Source organism: Photobacterium sp. DNB22_13_2 (genome assembly GCF_052873915.1).
Map to the genome: position 1 here is coordinate 59,242 of NZ_JBNNXU010000002.1, position 17,110 is coordinate 76,351.

15 protein-coding genes are annotated in these 17,110 nt (G+C 45.0%); 10 read left to right on the plus strand and 5 right to left on the minus strand.

Features of this window, described 5'->3' with window-relative positions; genetic code table 11:
- The first annotated feature begins 31 nt into the window (after nt 1-31).
- Nucleotides 32-1,981, plus strand: coding sequence for a DUF1800 domain-containing protein (locus ACVA58_RS03355; RefSeq protein ID WP_446509036.1), 1,950 nt, complete (start codon nt 32-34; stop codon nt 1,979-1,981).
- Entirely contained in the window at nt 1,981-3,294 is a 1,314-nt protein-coding gene (locus tag ACVA58_RS03360; RefSeq protein ID WP_446509037.1) for a DUF1501 domain-containing protein, read from the plus strand. Before ACVA58_RS03355 ends, ACVA58_RS03360 begins: the two co-directional genes overlap by 1 nt.
- Before the next feature lie 35 nt (nt 3,295-3,329).
- Here the strand turns inward: ACVA58_RS03360 and ACVA58_RS03365 are convergent, their stop codons facing one another.
- Entirely contained in the window at nt 3,330-4,535 is a 1,206-nt protein-coding gene (locus ACVA58_RS03365) for an OmpP1/FadL family transporter (RefSeq protein ID WP_446509038.1), read from the minus strand.
- Nucleotides 4,536-4,736: 201 nt separating this feature from the next.
- On the opposite strand from ACVA58_RS03365, the gene ACVA58_RS03370 reads away from it, so the two are divergent.
- Both ACVA58_RS03370 and ACVA58_RS03375 read left to right on the plus strand, forming a co-directional pair.
- The gene (locus ACVA58_RS03370; protein WP_446509039.1) at nt 4,737-5,747 is read left to right on the plus strand and encodes a DUF2860 family protein; all 1,011 of its coding nucleotides are present in this window, start codon (nt 4,737-4,739) and stop codon (nt 5,745-5,747) included.
- A 201-nt stretch (nt 5,748-5,948) separates the two neighbouring features.
- On the plus strand, nt 5,949-6,764 hold the full coding sequence (locus ACVA58_RS03375; RefSeq protein WP_446509040.1) for an SDR family NAD(P)-dependent oxidoreductase: 816 nt from the start codon (nt 5,949-5,951) through the stop codon (nt 6,762-6,764).
- Nucleotides 6,765-6,879: 115 nt separating this feature from the next.
- Here the strand turns inward: ACVA58_RS03375 and ACVA58_RS03380 are convergent, their stop codons facing one another.
- The 3 genes from ACVA58_RS03380 to ACVA58_RS03390 all read right to left on the minus strand — a co-directional run bounded on the left by ACVA58_RS03380 (nt 6,880) and on the right by ACVA58_RS03390 (nt 9,200).
- Nucleotides 6,880-7,428 (minus strand): chorismate mutase, encoded by a 549-nt coding sequence (locus tag ACVA58_RS03380; protein ID WP_446509041.1) that lies wholly within the window; start codon nt 7,426-7,428, stop codon nt 6,880-6,882.
- Nucleotides 7,429-7,520: 92 nt separating this feature from the next.
- The gene (locus tag ACVA58_RS03385; RefSeq protein ID WP_446509042.1) at nt 7,521-8,777 is read right to left on the minus strand and encodes a Y-family DNA polymerase; all 1,257 of its coding nucleotides are present in this window, start codon (nt 8,775-8,777) and stop codon (nt 7,521-7,523) included.
- 15 nt (nt 8,778-8,792) lie between these two features.
- On the minus strand, nt 8,793-9,200 hold the full coding sequence (locus ACVA58_RS03390) for a S24 family peptidase (RefSeq protein ID WP_446509043.1): 408 nt from the start codon (nt 9,198-9,200) through the stop codon (nt 8,793-8,795).
- A gap of 138 nt (nt 9,201-9,338) precedes the next feature.
- On the opposite strand from ACVA58_RS03390, the gene ACVA58_RS03395 reads away from it, so the two are divergent.
- From ACVA58_RS03395 to ACVA58_RS03420, 6 genes are all read left to right on the plus strand, one after another.
- Nucleotides 9,339-9,944, plus strand: coding sequence for an SOS response-associated peptidase (locus ACVA58_RS03395; RefSeq protein ID WP_446509044.1), 606 nt, complete (start codon nt 9,339-9,341; stop codon nt 9,942-9,944).
- 275 nt (nt 9,945-10,219) lie between these two features.
- On the plus strand, nt 10,220-11,311 hold the full coding sequence (locus tag ACVA58_RS03400; protein WP_446509045.1) for a calcium:proton antiporter: 1,092 nt from the start codon (nt 10,220-10,222) through the stop codon (nt 11,309-11,311).
- A 23-nt stretch (nt 11,312-11,334) separates the two neighbouring features.
- Complete coding sequence (locus ACVA58_RS03405; RefSeq protein WP_446509046.1) at nt 11,335-11,994, plus strand: DedA family protein; 660 nt, start codon at nt 11,335-11,337, stop codon at nt 11,992-11,994.
- 3 nt (nt 11,995-11,997) lie between these two features.
- Complete coding sequence (locus tag ACVA58_RS03410; RefSeq protein WP_446509047.1) at nt 11,998-13,389, plus strand: magnesium transporter; 1,392 nt, start codon at nt 11,998-12,000, stop codon at nt 13,387-13,389.
- A 35-nt stretch (nt 13,390-13,424) separates the two neighbouring features.
- Nucleotides 13,425-14,075 (plus strand): MarC family NAAT transporter, encoded by a 651-nt coding sequence (locus ACVA58_RS03415; protein ID WP_446509048.1) that lies wholly within the window; start codon nt 13,425-13,427, stop codon nt 14,073-14,075.
- Between the two features lie 253 nt (nt 14,076-14,328).
- On the plus strand, nt 14,329-15,255 hold the full coding sequence (locus ACVA58_RS03420) for a LysR family transcriptional regulator (RefSeq protein ID WP_446509049.1): 927 nt from the start codon (nt 14,329-14,331) through the stop codon (nt 15,253-15,255).
- A 56-nt stretch (nt 15,256-15,311) separates the two neighbouring features.
- Here ACVA58_RS03420 and ACVA58_RS03425 read toward each other — a convergent pair whose 3' ends face one another.
- Nucleotides 15,312-17,108, minus strand: a complete 1,797-nt coding sequence (locus ACVA58_RS03425) for a mechanosensitive ion channel family protein (protein WP_446509050.1) — start codon at nt 17,106-17,108, stop codon at nt 15,312-15,314.
- Nucleotides 17,109-17,110: the final 2 nt, after the last annotated feature.

The following is a 17,110-nucleotide window of genomic DNA, read 5'->3' on the forward strand; positions in this document are numbered from 1 at the left end:
ATTACAAAAGAAACCAGAAAAGGAGGCAAAGATGCAGCGACTCAAAGCTAGTTCATGGTTATGGATAACCATTCCTATTACCCTGTCTGCATCAAGCTATGCAACATTAGAAATTCCCACTGACATACAACCACCACGAGGTGTCGTTGGCGAAAAATACCGTTGGAAGATTCCAGTAAATTACGATGGCGAAGAAACGCTAAGTTGGTCTAGCGAAAATTTACCCGACTTTATCTGGGTCAATAATAATGGTTTTTTTTGGGCTAAACCCTCATCGGACCGAATGCCTCCATCAGGTTCTGAAGGCTATTACCCTAATGTCACCTTTACAGTGACTGACGGCAAAGAAGCCAGTACATTTGGCCCTTTCACTTGGATCGTAGAGCCCAATGCCAATGTTTCGGGTAGACTCATATACCCACGAATCGACCCTATCTCTCCAGCGACTGAATTACCTCAGGTATCACTCACCACCGAGCAAGCAGCATCGCTGCTATATCAAGCCACCTTCGGCCCAAAAGTTGGTGAACCTGCGACATTAAGCACAAATGGCTTTGAATATTGGTTTAATGAACAACTAGCAATCGAACCCACTTATCACCTAGATCGCTATGATAACTACCTTAGCTACGGCGCAGACGACGAAGCAGAAACCCGTTATCGCGTCTGGTGGGAAAAGAGTATCAATGCACCGGATCAACTCCGTCAACGTATGGCTTTTGCTCTCAGCCAAATTCTAGTGATATCGGAAAAAGACGCAACGCTTAGCCAACACCCCCGCCTACTTACCGATTACTATGATGTTCTTATCCGTCATAGCCTTGGCAACTACCGTGACTTACTCCTCGATGTTTCACGCCATCCCGCTATGGGTTACTACCTAACGGCTATCGGCAGCCAACAAGAAAACCCTTTCGAAGGCATACGCCCCAACGAAAATTACCCTCGGGAGTTAATGCAGCTCTTTACTATCGGATTAGATGAACTCAAACCTGATGGCAGCCCTTATCTCACAATAGAGGGTAAGCCGATAGCCACCTACAGCGAAACCGATATAGGTGAGTTCTCTCGAGTACTGACAGGCTGGCATCTAGCAGGAAATACTGACTGGGATGACCTTAGCCAAGGCGAACTCTTTGCTCCCATGGCGCCAAACGAAGCGCGTCATGATAATGGCAGCAAGCAAGTTATGGGGATAACGTTTCCTGGGGGGCAACCTGCAGACAAAGACCTCAACCTTGCCATCGACATGTTGTTTAACCATCCCAACACCCCAGTATTTGTTAGCCGGATCCTTATCCAACGCTTGGTTAAATCCAATCCTTCACCTGAATACCTCACACGTGTTTCAAACGTATTTCGTAACAACGGACAAGGTGTTCGGGGCGATCTTGCCATGGTGGCCAAGGCTATATTGAGTGATGAAGAAGCACGAAGTGGTGATGCCTTTAAACTCAAAGAGCCCTTGATCGTAATGGCCAACCTTGCCCGAGCTATGACGATGCGAGGCAACATTGATGGCTTTTATGGCGACATCAAGACAGCCGAGGCTTACGGTCAAATACCGTTAGGTTCACCATCGGTATTCAACTTCTACCGCCCTGAAGATGTTCCTGATGGGAGCTTGAAGGAAAATGGTTTAGCGGCACCCGAATTTACAGTGCTTAATGCGGCATCCTATAAAGGGTTAAGCAATATCCTCAATTCCGTCATTAGCCAGAACAAAAATTACGATACCCCCGAGGTAAATGAAAACAACAAAGTCGATATATCTGGTTGTTATGACATTAGCCACGTATCCAAGTTCGAAGAACAAATGACCTACCTTGAGCAAACCTTCTATCACCGGTCGATCAGTGACACCATGCTTAACACCTATCGTCAATTCACCGATTCAATAGGCCCAAGTAACGGTCGTATTCGCTGCAAAGGGATGATCTGGCTGACTGTGACTTCCCCTGAATACCTGATCCAGGAGTAATGATGATGAAAAGACGTGACTTCCTAAAAAAATCACTGGCAACTGCCGGCATGCTTTCATTATCAACCGGGATTGGTATGCGTAATTTGGCCATGGCGGCCGGTGGTGACTACAAGGCATTAGTCTGTGTGTTCCTTGCCGGGGGCAACGACTCCCACAACATGTTGATCCCGACAAATACAGCCCGTTATGATGAATACAGCGCAGCAAAAGGTGCGCTAGCGATAGATAAAAGCCAATTGGTGGAGCTTGGAATGGGAGGCGATCTCGCCTTTGGTGCCCATCCGGCTCTGTCTCCCCTGTCTGATTTATTTAACCAAGGAAGAATGACCACCATCGTCAATACGGGCAATTTAATTGCGGCAGGCGATCGGGCCGCTTTCGAAGCCAAAACTGTCCCATCAATTTCTCGCTTGGGTTCGCATGCCGATATGCAGGCAGCCAAACGAAATGGGCTAGTCGGTGGTGAAATCCCAACTGGATGGGCCGGCCGTCTACTAGATACTCTCGCCAGCCCCATTTATGATTTCAGCCCCGCTTACAGCACCGGTGAAGAAACCAATTTCTTATTATCAAGCAGCTACCAGCAAGTATTACTATCAGAAAGTGCCAATGTTAACGCCTTTGGCTTAGCTGAAGGACTTGAGTCCACTTTCAAAGATGACATGATGGTTAAGCGTACCAATTTATTCAGGCAGCAAATCAATATCATCAAACAACAGATGCTTTCATCCGGTGTGCAACTCGACCCAATACTGGAAGCGGAGCTCTCTACGGTCTTTCCCAAATCCTCGCTTGCCAACAACTTATCTATGGTGGCAAAAGTCATCAAAGGTAATGCAGCGCTCAACCAGCAGCGACAAATTTTCTATGTGGTTCAAGGAGGTTACGACACGCACAACAACCAATTAGCAGCCCAAGATCGTTTGTACAAAGAGTTAGCCGATGCATTGGCGGCCTTCCAAACTGAACTGGATATATCAGGGCTCGGCAGTAATGTGACTACCTTCACTATGTCTGATTTCGGCCGCTCACAACTTACCAACGGCACAGGGACTGCTCACGGTTGGGCTGGCCACGAGTTGGTAATGGGTGATGCCGTACTCGGCGGAAAGTACTACGGAGATATTCCAGATTTAGTTCACGATGGTAACTGGTCGATTAACAACAATGGTCGCATGATCCCGACCACCTCTGCCGCTCAAGTCGCAGCGACACTCGCCCACTGGTTCGGGGCTCCAACAGACGCACTCGATAGTCTCTTTCCCAACCTAGTGAACTTCAACCAGAAAACACTGGGCTTTTTAAGCTAAACCACCAACATTGCCGCTTCGCTTGAAGCGGCAACCTACCAGTGATAGCTCACCTCCAGCCCCCATGCATAGTGATCGTCGTATTCACCAACGATCCGTCCTCGAGCTGGGTCTTCACCAGTATCTATGGGCGCCCTTCCGGTATCAAACAGATTGAGGTTAATATCCAGCTTATCACCGCTTTTGTACTCATATTGAATGCCTGCTCCCAAGCCATAAATCCTATCAAGAGCAAATGAGAAACTTCGGTTTTCATCACTAATGGCAGGCTGGGCGTATAACCCGCCTACTCGTCCAACTATCCGGTCACTTAAAGGAAACGACAAACCTGCAGTAAACACCCAGAAGTCTTCATATAAATTATCAGGGGCAACAACTTTATTATCGACAACACTTATTTCAGTGACCCCAAACTCTGAAAAATTAACCCATATGGCATCGAAAGTGATCTCCCAATCATTATCTAGCCGATGATAAGACCCAAACTGAAACTGAGCTGGCACCTTACTGGCGATACTCAGACTGCTTATTGCCGCTTCAAGCTGTTCTCTTGCGTCATCTGGCGCATCCCACCCACTAATTTTCACATCAGGATCGCTATCGGCATTGGACTCAGAATGCCAATTGATCCCAAATCGTGTCGATGGAGACCATTCAATCAATGCGCTCAATACCAATGCTACGCCTAATCCATCGGACCCCACATCCAAGTTTCCATCCGGCTGGCTGGGTTCACTATTCGCAATCGCAGAGCTAATTTCGGATAGCGTATAATTAATGTTTAGCCCCACCCCCACAGAATATCGTTCATCAATTCGATAAGCGACAGAAGGACTTAAGCTCACCAAAATCAGACTTGAATCCGTTGTGTAATAACGACCAGCCCAGCTACCACCGGTTGTCGAACCAAAGCCCGATGGAATAGTCAGAGCCACACCAGCACGCCAATCAGGATCAAGAACCCGGACATAATAAAGAGAAGGCACCAATATCGGATCGCCGCTATCTGGTGCGCCTCCACTGACCGTCGTCAGGCTTTCATCAATATCAAACTCACCCAGGTATTGAAACAACAAACCTGACACCACCAGCGAATGTTCACTTAAACGCGTCATTCCAGCCGGTGTCAGGTAGGCCGTCTCAGCACTGTCTGCAGCGGCAAACAAGCGAGTAAACGCCGGGGCCGCCGCGTAAGTTGAGCTTATGGATAAAACAAATAAAGAGAGAATTGCTAATTTCACCAAAATGCCCTGCTTATTATTAGGACTAAATGGATAAGACTAGCAGTGAAATCCGCTCCACATTTTATAGAGTAAATTCAAATCACTCAGTTTTGATTCAGGCCTATTAAATACAAGAAAAACGCCCACTGCATTTTACATCGTTGAGAAACTCTCCTAATTTTTTAACACAACCATCGTAAATTAAATTGGGATTTTTATATGATGCGGCCGATATTGCCACTCGTCATAACAAGCGCTTTTATCTCTAGTGCCTATGCCATAGAGCCTATTCCTACGGAAAGTGGTTTTTCTGGTTTCGTTAACGTTGGTGTCGGTGGGATGAGTGTTGAATCAAATACCTTGGCCAAGTTTGGTTCTGTTGATTTAAGTAACAACACTATAAATTCAATCAACAACTCCCCTAGCAGTGAAGATACTGGAATGCCGGTTATTGCTGCTGAGATTGCCTACACCTTCGCAGATACTCGTACACAAGTTTTTATTGGTAATCAGTTAGAAGACTATATCCGTTTTGACTTCTCTACTCTTGCCGGTATTAGGCAAGAAATAGGTAAAGCCGGGGTATTAGGCGCTAGCTTTCTTTATACCCCTCTCGCAACAGAAGTATGGGCAGATCCTTTCCTCACTGACTCCCCGAGAAAAAAAACGGATCGAACCGCTGACGGTTTTCGTCTTATCTGGGATAGGATGTACGGTACAGGTTTAGAGCTCCGGTATTCTTACCGCGATGTTGATATAGATGATGAGCTAAGCGGTGTCTCACAGGGATTGGAGCCCGAAGACCTCGCCTTACTTAACCGCAATGGTGAGCTTCACCGTTTTACTGCACAATACACTTTCACATGGGACTCACCTAGACATCGATTAGTGCCTTTGTTTTCTGTAGTCAACTTAGATGCTGACGGTGATGCCATGGCTTATGACGGATACTCACTTGGTGCAAACTACATCTACTCGATTAACCGTTGGCGTTTGGTAACAAACCTTTATATCTCGGAACTTTCTTTTGATGAAGTCCACCCTTTATACGATAGAAAAATAGACAGCAGCCAACTGGGTGCCAGCTTCTCGGCCTTTTACGCTAGTCCGTTTGGCTGGAAAAACTGGCTGGCAAACGGCACAATGGCTTGGTTCGATAACGACAGTGATGTCAATTTCTATGATTCCTCAGTGAGCTTGTTCAGTGTTGGGCTGCTCTATCGCTTCTAGAAAACTTATTTATCAAACAGTGATGACTCAGCAAATATTCTGACACTGCCGTATAGCCTGAAACAGGCTACACGGCGGTATTAATTTGAGTTCAATTATCAATATTTTATTTAAACTGTTTCGTTATCTGATTCAATTATCAATTTTTTTAAAGCTGCTATTATTCATACCGTTATGATTACCTTATCAAGGGATACAGCAATGCAAAAAGTGATTCTTGTTACCGGCTCAACTGACGGCATCGGATTTGAAACAGCCAAAATGCTCGTTTCTCAAGGCCATCATGTCCTTCTGCATGGCCGTAATCCGGCAAAGCTTAAAGATGTCGAAAACCAGCTGATTAAGTTACAAGGTAACGTAAAGATTGAAAGCTATGTCGCTGACTTGTCAAAGATGTCAGAGGTTGAAGTACTCGCAAAAGAGGTCATCGCACAGCATAGCCAACTCGACGCCTTGATTAACAATGCCGGTGTTTACAACGCACCCGTTACGACGACTGATGATGGCTTTGATGTCCGTTTTGCCGTTAATACATTTGCCCCGTATCTACTGACTAAAGCACTACTTCCTGTATTAGGACAAAATGGCCGCGTGATTAACCTGTCTTCAGCGGCACAAGCCACTGTGAACTTAGACGCACTTGCTGGTAATGCTCCCTTATCAGCAGGAGAGGCCTACGCTCAAAGCAAACTGGCGATAACCATGTGGTCTCGCAGCATGGGACTTGCCATGAAACAAAGTGGTCCTATGATAGCCTCGGTAAACCCTAAATCACTCCTTGGCAGCAAGATGGTGAAAAGTGCCTTTGGTATTGCTGGTAGTGATCTCAGTGTCGGTGCAGACATTTTAGTTCGCGGCGCATTGTCAGATGAGTTTGCCAACGCCCACGGCCTCTACTTCGATAATGATATTGGTCAGTTCGGACAACCACATTCTGACGCATTGAACGCTCAAAAGGTTCAAGCCGTAATGACGGCAATGGATTCTGCGCTAAAGAAGTTTCAGCAGTCGTTTTAACTCTACTGCTCTCGTCGATATCGCCCTTCACTTAATCCAAAAATACGGGCTTACAAGTACCTTTTGGGTTAAGTGAAGTTAGCTTAGAGAAGAGATACAAGCCTATATCCTTTTATTATTGCAGCTTGACCCCAGCAAGGGCGTCGAACAGTGCCCGCTTATCTGCTTCTGATAAGTAATTCATTTCTAGCGCCTGAGAAAAAGCATCCCAATCCGCTTGTGACAGCTGCCCACCCGCTTTTAGGTAGCCAACCATTTTTTGGTTAATTTGATTACCCAAAGTGATCAGCGCCGGCCGTACGACCACTTTCAAATCACGAGGCTCACGACTTGTCGGCTCATTAAGCAAATCGGCACGGTAACGATACTGAATCGCTTTTGCCGCAGAGATCTGCGCTCGGAAGAAACCCTCCACACTGCTGCTGTCCAAGCCCACCTTCGCCGCCGAAGCTGATGCTTTTTCAATCACCACTTCTTCTCTCGCCACATCTTCTATAGCTAAGTGATGATTAAATTTATATAACCCCACATCTTCCATATAACTCAATCGTTGGGCGATAGTATTAAATAATGCATCCGTCGAAGACGTTGCTTGCACCTGGAGTGAAAACACACACATCAAAGTCGCGACGATGACTGGAAACACCGGTATTACTTTAAACATTTGCTATCCCTTTTCATTCAATAAGCAACAAGTTGAATTGATATTATTACCAATGAATATGTACATCAATGTGTAATCCCTTGACGTATGACCTAGCATTTCACCCGAGGAATATCCCGCCACTGAGTCGTATATTGCGGTGACAAGAACTCCCGCCGCATGGCCCACTTTGGATGAATACCTTGAGCTGCCAAAAATAAGCTGTTTCGGCCATAGCGCTGATTGATGTTATCGAATACCGCCATTAAGGCAGGGTTGGTTGTTGTTTCATCAAACAAGTCACCCTGCGCGTGCTCACCGCTCACCAAATCAATAAGCCCAACTCCTATTTTGTAATAACGCACCCCAGAAACAAATATCTGATCAAGCAGTGAAGCTACGGCCTTAGTGATCATCGCACTGTCATCGGTTGGATAGGCAAAGCGGTAGACCTGCTTGAATCCCTGCGGCCGCTCGTCATAAGGTGAATTTGAAGCAAACACCATCAGCACACGAACAAGAGAACGTTGCTTTCTTAGCTTCTCTGCTGCGATCCCTGCATGTTTGCACAGAGCTTGGCGAAGACTGTCAGGACAAGTTATCCGCTCACCGACACTTCGGGTAGAGAAGATCTGCTTCTTATCAGCCCGAGCTTGATCCCACCCTTTGCATGCCTCACCATTAAGCTCACGTACTGTACGCTCTACTTCAACACTGAATGACTTCCTTGCTAATCCCGGTTTCATACCCGCAAGCTGCAGCGCGGTATTAATTCCCATGAACTCCAACCGCTTGGCTATCCTCCGGCCAACTCCCCATACATCAGAGGTTTTCATCTGGCCCAATATCTCATGTCGCTCAGCTTTAGTGTTTATTACACATACCCCTTGGTAACCCTGCACCTTTTTAGCGGCATGGTTTGCTACTTTAGCAAGGGTTAACGTCTCCCCCATTCCCACACATACAGGTAAACGACACTCGCGCCAGACAGCCCGCCGTAACAGCTGCGCATGATGGGATAAATCCGAAATGGCTTGCTGGCATTGATGGAAAGCCAGGAAAGATTCATCTATGGAATACACATGTTGCTCGGGAGCAAAGCGGCCAATAACCTCCATCATCTTACTGGAAAGGTCACCATAGAGCTCATAGTTCGATGAACAGGCAATCACCCCCTTCGCTTCGCATAAGCCGCGCATTTCAAAATAGGCTTTGAACTTTTCTACGCCAGCCTCTTTTGCCAGTCGGTTAGCAGCAACAATACACCCATCGTTATTCGACAGCACAATCATGGGCTTACCGCGCCAATCAGGCCGAAAGACCTGTTCAGCCGAACAATAAAAGGAGTTGGCATCAACCAGCGCGAACATTACTGCCCCTATTTATCAACTTTCACCAAAAATCAGACTCTTCCGATGACAACGGATCGAGCGGGTCACCACTCCTTCCAAGGTAAACTGATCATGCTGCGAGACAAAAACCGGTATATAACCCGAGGCCGCCGAAAGTAGCCGCCGTTGCTTAGTATCAATGAGCTTACAGACAAACTCACCATTAAAATTCGCCACGACTACATCGTGATCCTTCACCTCAATATGACGGTCTACAATCAACACATCACCATCATAAATGCCGACGCCTTCCATGCTGCGACCTTGCGCCAAGCCAATGTAGGTAGCACTTGGATGTTCGACCAGTAATTCATCCAACGACAAGGGAAGTTGTAAGTAATCTGCCGCAGGGCTTTCGAATCCGGTGATCCCCGCACTGGCGTAAAATGGAATAAAGTTCATAATTCACGACATACTGTTTATTTATACAGTATCATTGTTATATTAGACGGGACATTGGTCAAGATGCACCTTGATCAATAACCATTCGTAAAGTGAAGGTGGTGACTGGTGTAACCAGCGGAAAGAAGGAAGAAAACCATGTGTGGAAGGCTCAATATTTTTGCTGACATGCTGAATAATCAGGTTTCTGATGAATTACGCATACGCTACAACACCACCAACAATCCAGATCTCTGTCCTAGCCAAACCGTCGAAACCCTTTGTAGACGTTCAGTCCCGAACACTCATACGACTAACCTACAGCAGTTTGCTATGACATGGGGGATCAAACCCGCTTGGGCAAAGAAGCTATTGATCAATGCCCAAGTTGAAACCGCAATGGAAAAGCCGACTTGGCGAAACGCGATGCAGCACCGGCGTTGCATTATCCCTTGCTCGGGTTGGTATGAATGGCGCGATGAAGGCGGTACAAGGAAGCAAAAATATTTGTTCAACCATAGCGACGGTAAGCCCTTGTACATGGCTGGGTTATGGTTTAAAGCAAGCGATAGAGAGTTACCCGAGCTAGTCACCCTCACCACCGCCGCTAATGCGATTTGTCGGCCATATCACCACCGGATGCCATTGTTGATTGAGACAAAGAGCATTAGAAGATGGTTGGAGAACGAGCAAATCACAGTTCAACAGATCGCTCAATTAAGCCTCTTTCAAAATAGTTTCAAGGTCATTAAATGTACTGATTAATAGCCACGTCAATAGCAGCTCATTCTTTCCCTATTATTTATTTCTGATTTCTGATTTCTGATTATTCAACCTAGCATAAACACACATCTTTCGATAAAGCCATATTCTCCCCACTACCACCAAGAATGAATTTCACTAATTCATCGTCTCACATCGCCATCCACTCTATTGTAACGCCTCAGGCACTACTGCAGCATAATTAGTAGATTTTCCAATCTCATACACCTCGTTAAAGGACAGTAACGAACCGTAGAAAATTTCCACAAAAGGCTCATATGTTCAAGATACTAAAGCAAGAATACACACTGATTACCGGTATGCTTGCCATATTATTTTTTAAACTCGGCGGAAATAGCCTGCTAGATGGTGACAACTCTCCAGCTTTATACATAGTGACAACTGGCATTTTGTTTACGGCCGTAATGACAGCAATATTTGCTGTTGTTCGGCACTCTGACGCGCTTGCAATTAAATTAGGTGACCCATTCGGGACGCTAATTCTGACTTTGTCAGTCGTCTTGCTTGAAGTCATCATGGTTTCATCTGTCATGCTGACTGGCGACTCTAATCCCGTATTGGCAAGAGACACCATGTTTGCCGTAGTAATGACTGTGCTCAATGGTTTTGTCGGCATTACTTTGTTGATCGGCGGCATGAAGTACCATACCCAAACATATAACTTGGATGGAATAAAAGCCTATCTTGTCGCCATCATTCCGTTGGCAATGCTCTGTTTGATTCTCCCTAACTTCACCAGTATGGATGCCTTTGGCAACATGTCTGCAGGTTTAACGGGGACTCTAGTGCTCGCTTCGATAGCACTTTATGCCGTATTCCTGTTTATTCAAACCCGCAGTCATACCCACTTTTTCATTGACGCAGATAACAAAAGCGACCACGACAGCCATGGTCCATTAAAGAGCAACACATTCCATACCATCATGCTTATTAGCTACTTGGTAGTGGTCATTTTGCTGGCAAAGAGCCTAGCAATTCCAATCAATGATGGAATCACCGTAATGGGCGCACCTGCTGCACTAGGCGGTTTAGTTGTGGCTTTGATCATTCTAGCACCTGAAGCCGTTGGTGCGCTTAAGGCAGCCTTTAAGAACCAACTTCAGCGAGCCATAAACCTGTTTTTTGGCTCGGTGCTTGCCACTATCGCATTAACTGTACCTGCAGTACTGCTTATTTCAGGGCTAATGAATGAGCCCATCCGATTAGGGCTCGAACCGGCTGAAATGGTGCTTCTTATTGCGACTCTGTTGATGAGTAGTGTCAGCCTCAGTAGTGGCAGAACAAACTCACTCAACGGCGCTACCCACCTCATTCTTTTCTTTGCCTACATCATTCTAATGTTTGATTAAACACGCAGGTTAAGGTCTATATTATGCAACAAATACTAATGGCTATTTGGTTACAAGATTTTGATTCTCTGCAGGTCGTTAACCCAATCAACATCTTGTTGTTGCTTCTTGCTATGGTGTTACTTCTAGAATCCTGCTTTCTTTTATTACCGCTACCAGGGGTTGGTTTAGCGTTATTTGTGGGCGGATTGGCTAGCACAGGGACCGTTGACTATTACAGCGCGGTCATTCTGCTATCAACGGCCACTTCAATAGGCAGCATCATCGCCTATCTTCAAGGACGCTGGCTCCATGGTACGAAATTCATGAACAACATTGAGCTCCGCCTACCCCAAAATACTCAACAAAAGCTAAGAAGGCTGTTAGATAAATATGGGTTCATCTGCCTTTTTGTTTCACGCTTTGTACCATTTTTTCGTGTATTAACGCCGATGTTAATGGGCACGACACAAGTCGATTTTGTTCGCGCAGTACTTATCAGTATTACCAGTTCATTAATCTGGTCCATGAGCTTAATGCTCATTGGCACCCGAGCCATGCAACACCCTTTAATGGCGACTTATCAGGAATCAATCACAAAGTGGTTCTTAATTGGAAGCTTGCTACTTTTGATAACCGTGATTATTGCCCTGCTCATACATTGGATAAGGCATAGCAATTTGCTTAAAAGCGACAAGGCATAAACAATGACATTAATTTCAATGCCCCTGCACTCAACTAGTGCAGAAAAACTTTACGGCCAGCTTCTGTTTTGTGTTGAAACACAGGATGCTGAGTTACTACACAAAAATATAAAAACGACTCACTCTGAAGCACTCCCATCAGCTTTCAGAATGCTTAACGACCATGACCGTGTCACCGTCTGGATTCTACTCAGCAGAAAATCACCACAACTTGCCGCCAATTTACTCGATCACTTTTCTGATAATGAATTGCTAACACTAATGAGTCAGCTCCCACTCGAGGTTACCGTAAGCCTGTTTGAATACCTACATTCTACAGACAGAAGAATATTAATATCTCAGCTGCCTCATCAACTGCAGTCTCAACTAAAACATGCTTTACCGCAAAAATGGCGAAATGAAGAGCGAGCGGCACTCATATATCCAGAATACTCAGCCGGTGGTATTTGTAAAAATGAAATAATAAAAATACGCGCAGAAGCAACTGTCGCTGATTTAAACGCCGCCCTCGAAGAAAAGGAACAAAACTCAGATCACCTTGAATGGCGTTATGTTTTTTTACGCAATGAGAAGGGTGTTTTTATTGGAGCATTAAAATTAAAGGATATTTTCCTGCAATCACCAGAAACAAAGCTCAAGGAACACCTGGACCCAAGCATTCCCGTAGCTTCACCAGAACTAGAGCTTTATTCACTAAAAAGTATCTTAGACACAACACTGCACTCAGTTATCCCAGTGGTAAATGAACATGGGTTTCAAATCGGTGTGGTTGGCTCTAAGCAACTTAACGAAGCACTTTATGAGCAATCAAAGCACCAACTGCTTGAACAGTCCGGCGTGTTTGGGGGTGATGAATTTCGCTCAATGCCAACGATCACCCGCAACCTACGTCGGTTAGCTTTCTTGCTACCGTCTGTCGTTTTAAGCTATGCCGCCGTCTCTATCATTGCCGCTTACGAACCCATTATTGAACAAATCGCGGTACTGGCAGCCATTTTACCGCTTGTCGCTAATCTCTCTGGCGCGGCTGGTAACCAAGCCGTAGCGGTCTCCATTAGAGAGCTATCAATGGGCCATCTTAGCGCAAAGGATTGGTTTTACGTTATCGTCAAAGAAGTCCCCATTGGCCTTATCAACGGCATATTGATTGGCGGAGTGCTCGCCGTACTGACGCTGCTCACTCATGGCAATGAACATATCGGATTACCTTTGCTAATCGGTGTCGCCTACGCTTTTTCATCCATTATCGCAGTAATGATTGGCGGAGCATTACCTTTGCTATTAAGGCGCTTCAAGCTCGACCCGGCTATGTTATCTAGCCCAGTTTTAACCACATTAACCGATGCTATTTCATTCTTTAGCGTCCTTTACCTCGCGCAATTATTTTTACTATAAACAAACATTAAACCCATCTATTGAAGAGCTCGCTTATGCATATTGAAACTTTATTTACCTATTTAACGTTAACGGTTATCGGTTTATTACCGATGATGAATCCACCAGCGGCAGCAACAGTCTTACTTGGGTTAAGTAAGGGAAAAGATAAAAACTACATCGTCTCACAAGCTAAAACGGTCGGCGTTTTTTTATTCTTCGCTCTATGTATCACCTTTCTGATTGGTGCTTCCGTATTAGAGCTATTTAGTATCTCGATACCTAGCCTGCGTTTAGGGGGCGGTATCATCATAGTAGCCATTGGTTTTAATATGCTATTTCCAAGCCCAGAAGCGGGCAATGGACCTCCGGGACAAGATTCTATTGCACTTGTACCACTTACCATCCCTTCATTATGCGGTCCTGGCACAATGGCGTTAATCATTAGCCTAGCTGCTGAATTAGCGATCCATGGCGATGAGTTACACATGCCAAGTGTCTACAGTGGCGTACTATCCGGTTTCGCGGTCGTTGCTTTGATTGCTGCATTTACCCTCAGTATGGCTTACCCATTACTCAAAGCCCTTGGCCAAAACGGCATCAATGCGTTTACTCGAATTATGGGCTTTCTACTGATTTGTATGGGTGTTCAGTTCTTTACTCTGGGCATTGAAGAGATTGTTCAAGATATCTATCAACTCCTGTAGAGCAATACCCGCAATCAGAACTCTATCAACTGCCGGATACAGAATAGTGATACTCAAGGGACAAAGAATACAAAGTCGCTGAAGGGACTCAGCGATAAGCCATTCCTTCTAGCTCACCGCATACGGTTTTATTAGACAAACACCCTGCCACTTAACAATTCCACTAGTAACTTATTGAAATAAAGTGCGTTAAATCTATTCTTAAACGAGTACAGTTAATGCAGAACTAGAGAAGAATCGCTAAGGGTATTCAATGAAAGAGATCCGTGATTTAGACTTAAACCTACTTAAGTTATTAAAAGCCGTCGTAGAAACTCAAAATACGCATGCGGCTGCTGATAAACTGGGGATCTCACAGACAAGTGTTAGCAGAGGGCTGGCAAAGCTAAGGGAGACTTTTGGCGAGCAACTTTTTATCCGTAAAGCCCATGGCGTTCAGCCTTCAGAGTTGGCCGAAAAGCTAGCAGAAGCAGCAGATGAAATGTTTAACCCACTGATCAAAGTGGTAAACTCTTACCGTGACTTCAATGCTCAAACGTTCAATGGTGAAGTCACAATCGCTATGAATATCCTCCTTCTTGAAGTATGTGGGGAGGATATTTTCACCGCATTAAGAGAAGCCCTACCTAAGGCCAAATTCAAATTAAAGTATTGGCAGGAAGAGTCGCTCACTGAAATGCTAAATGGCCATATCGATTACATGGTCCATTTTGCTGCCTTTCCGCTGCCACAAGATATCTACCAACATAAGATTAAAGAGATCAAGCTAGCTTTAGTCGCTAGAAAAGACCATCCAATATTAAAAAATGGCAGTGAATGGGAGCGCATTCACCATTTACCGATAGCTAAAGGTATCGTTGATGGCATAAACTCTAAGCGCTCGCCTATAGAAGAGCTATATCTATCTAAAGGCTACCAAGCAAACATCGAACTAGAGTCACACAGCGCTCGCGTCTTGTTCAGTAAGTTAAAAAATACCGATGCGATACTATTCGGCAGTAGCTTTATGTTACAGCTCGACCCGACATTACGCACCTACCCATTACCGCTAGTCTCCAAGGAAATGGAGCAAATACAAGTTAATGGTGGCTATTTACAGTCTAAGCGAGGCTTCCCGCTCAACCAATTACTGCACCAAATCATGCAAAGTTATTTTGATAGCATCATACAACCTGAGTAGATAAAACAAAGACAGGTGATAGCTTTCACCTGCCTTAAACAAGCAATTGCATCACGCTATGCTCTAGCATCCTTTCGAGTTGCCGAAGTTATGGCCGGATAAATTATTGTGTCCTTGATTTCGTATTTATATTCGAAGCTAAAATCAGGAAATGGATAGTTATTGGTTTCATGCCATTGCTTAACCGTTGAAGATGCTTTTTCTTTTAGCTCTTCATCTATTGCAGAGACCTTACCAGCAAATTGGTACTGGTTAGAAAAGGCAAGTTGCGCCCCTACTGTTTCAATTTGCCGCATGACCATTAACAAAACATCTTCTTGCAAAGCCATAAACTCATCATGATCACGACACCGAATATAAGCGAGAACATTAACCAATATGCCATACTCGCCCACGCCCATGAAACGTGCTCGCAGCGGCTCGGCCTCTAGTTGCGGATGTCGCAGAAGTACTCGGCGAATATTAACTAACAACAACCTCAACTGATCTCTGGTCAACTCTGCACGCACTCTAAAGGTATGTTCCATTCTTCGCTTATCTCGCCGCTCCAGGTTATCTATCTCCATGTTGGCAAACTCAGAGTTAGGAATAGTGATAAGTGATCGCTCCAAAGTTCTGATCCGAGTGGAACGCAAACCAATACTTTCAATCGTCCCAAGCTTATCGCCATAACGACAAAGCTCACCAATCTTAATCCCCCCATCGGCATACAAGGTTAAACCATTAATCACATTCTCCAACACCGGACGAATAGCCAAAGCGACCGCTAAACCACCGACACCAAGACCTGCAACAATCGGAGAAATAGAAAAACCCATAAACTCAACGACATAAATTGCAAGTATTGCAATAGTCAAACCACCAAAAATCCGAGCTAGCACAGTGATTAATGAAGAGTCGACATGCTTACCCTTATGCTTGTGGCAAGCATATACCGTGGCAAAATAGTTAAACAACGCCATGATTAACCAAGACGCAAAGAAAAACTGCCAAAGTAAAAAGGCCGTAGATAAGAACTGATATACATAGCCAGTGATCCAGATACCGTAATCAATCACCTGCCTGGTCGCAAACAAAATCCCCACGGCAAGCAATAATGAAATTAAACGACCTATCTGCCACCTTTTTTCTCGCTCTTCACACCAAGTGTTCCACAATTCCCCTAATTTAAAGCTCAGCTTTATGAACAGCTTACACATGACAAAAATACTCAGTAGAGCAAGCCATTGCCATAGGGGAAGCGTGCCATAAAGTTGTACAAAATCAGCAGGAAGCGAATAAATCAAGCTTTTGGAAAACAATGGACCAGGGGAAACTAAGAACTCTTGGTAATAGTCTGTTCGAGATTCCAACGAATAAGGCATGGCCTCCATATTACGGTACCAAACTGGCACCTGCTGCACCGTATTTGCCGAGAAAACAAACTGCCCTTGCCTGTTGCCGGATTCTAGCCGAACAATGGACAAGTCCGAGTTTGCGAAACGCCAGTAGCTAATGTCTTGTGCTTTTTCATGATCAGGCGCGGCTTGTAACACCTCACTATCGAACCTGTCCAGTATCTCCCGGAGTAAAATAATCCGCTCCATCATTACCACTGTTCGAGTACGGTTAGGCACCAGTGAAATATCCAGTGTTCTGATTGTCTGGCTATAGGCATGCCTCGCTTCTGTCGTATCTAACGTTTCTGCTTGCCAGTGTTTAATCACTATCTCAGAGTAATAAAGAAAGTTAACTAAAGTGTGTTTCGGGCTTGATGTGTCTGCGAGTGAAAATGGAGAGTAAGCAATAGAAAAGGCGCTAAATAACATCATGCCTATGAAAAAAAAGCGCTTAATAATCAATAGTTTTTTCATTA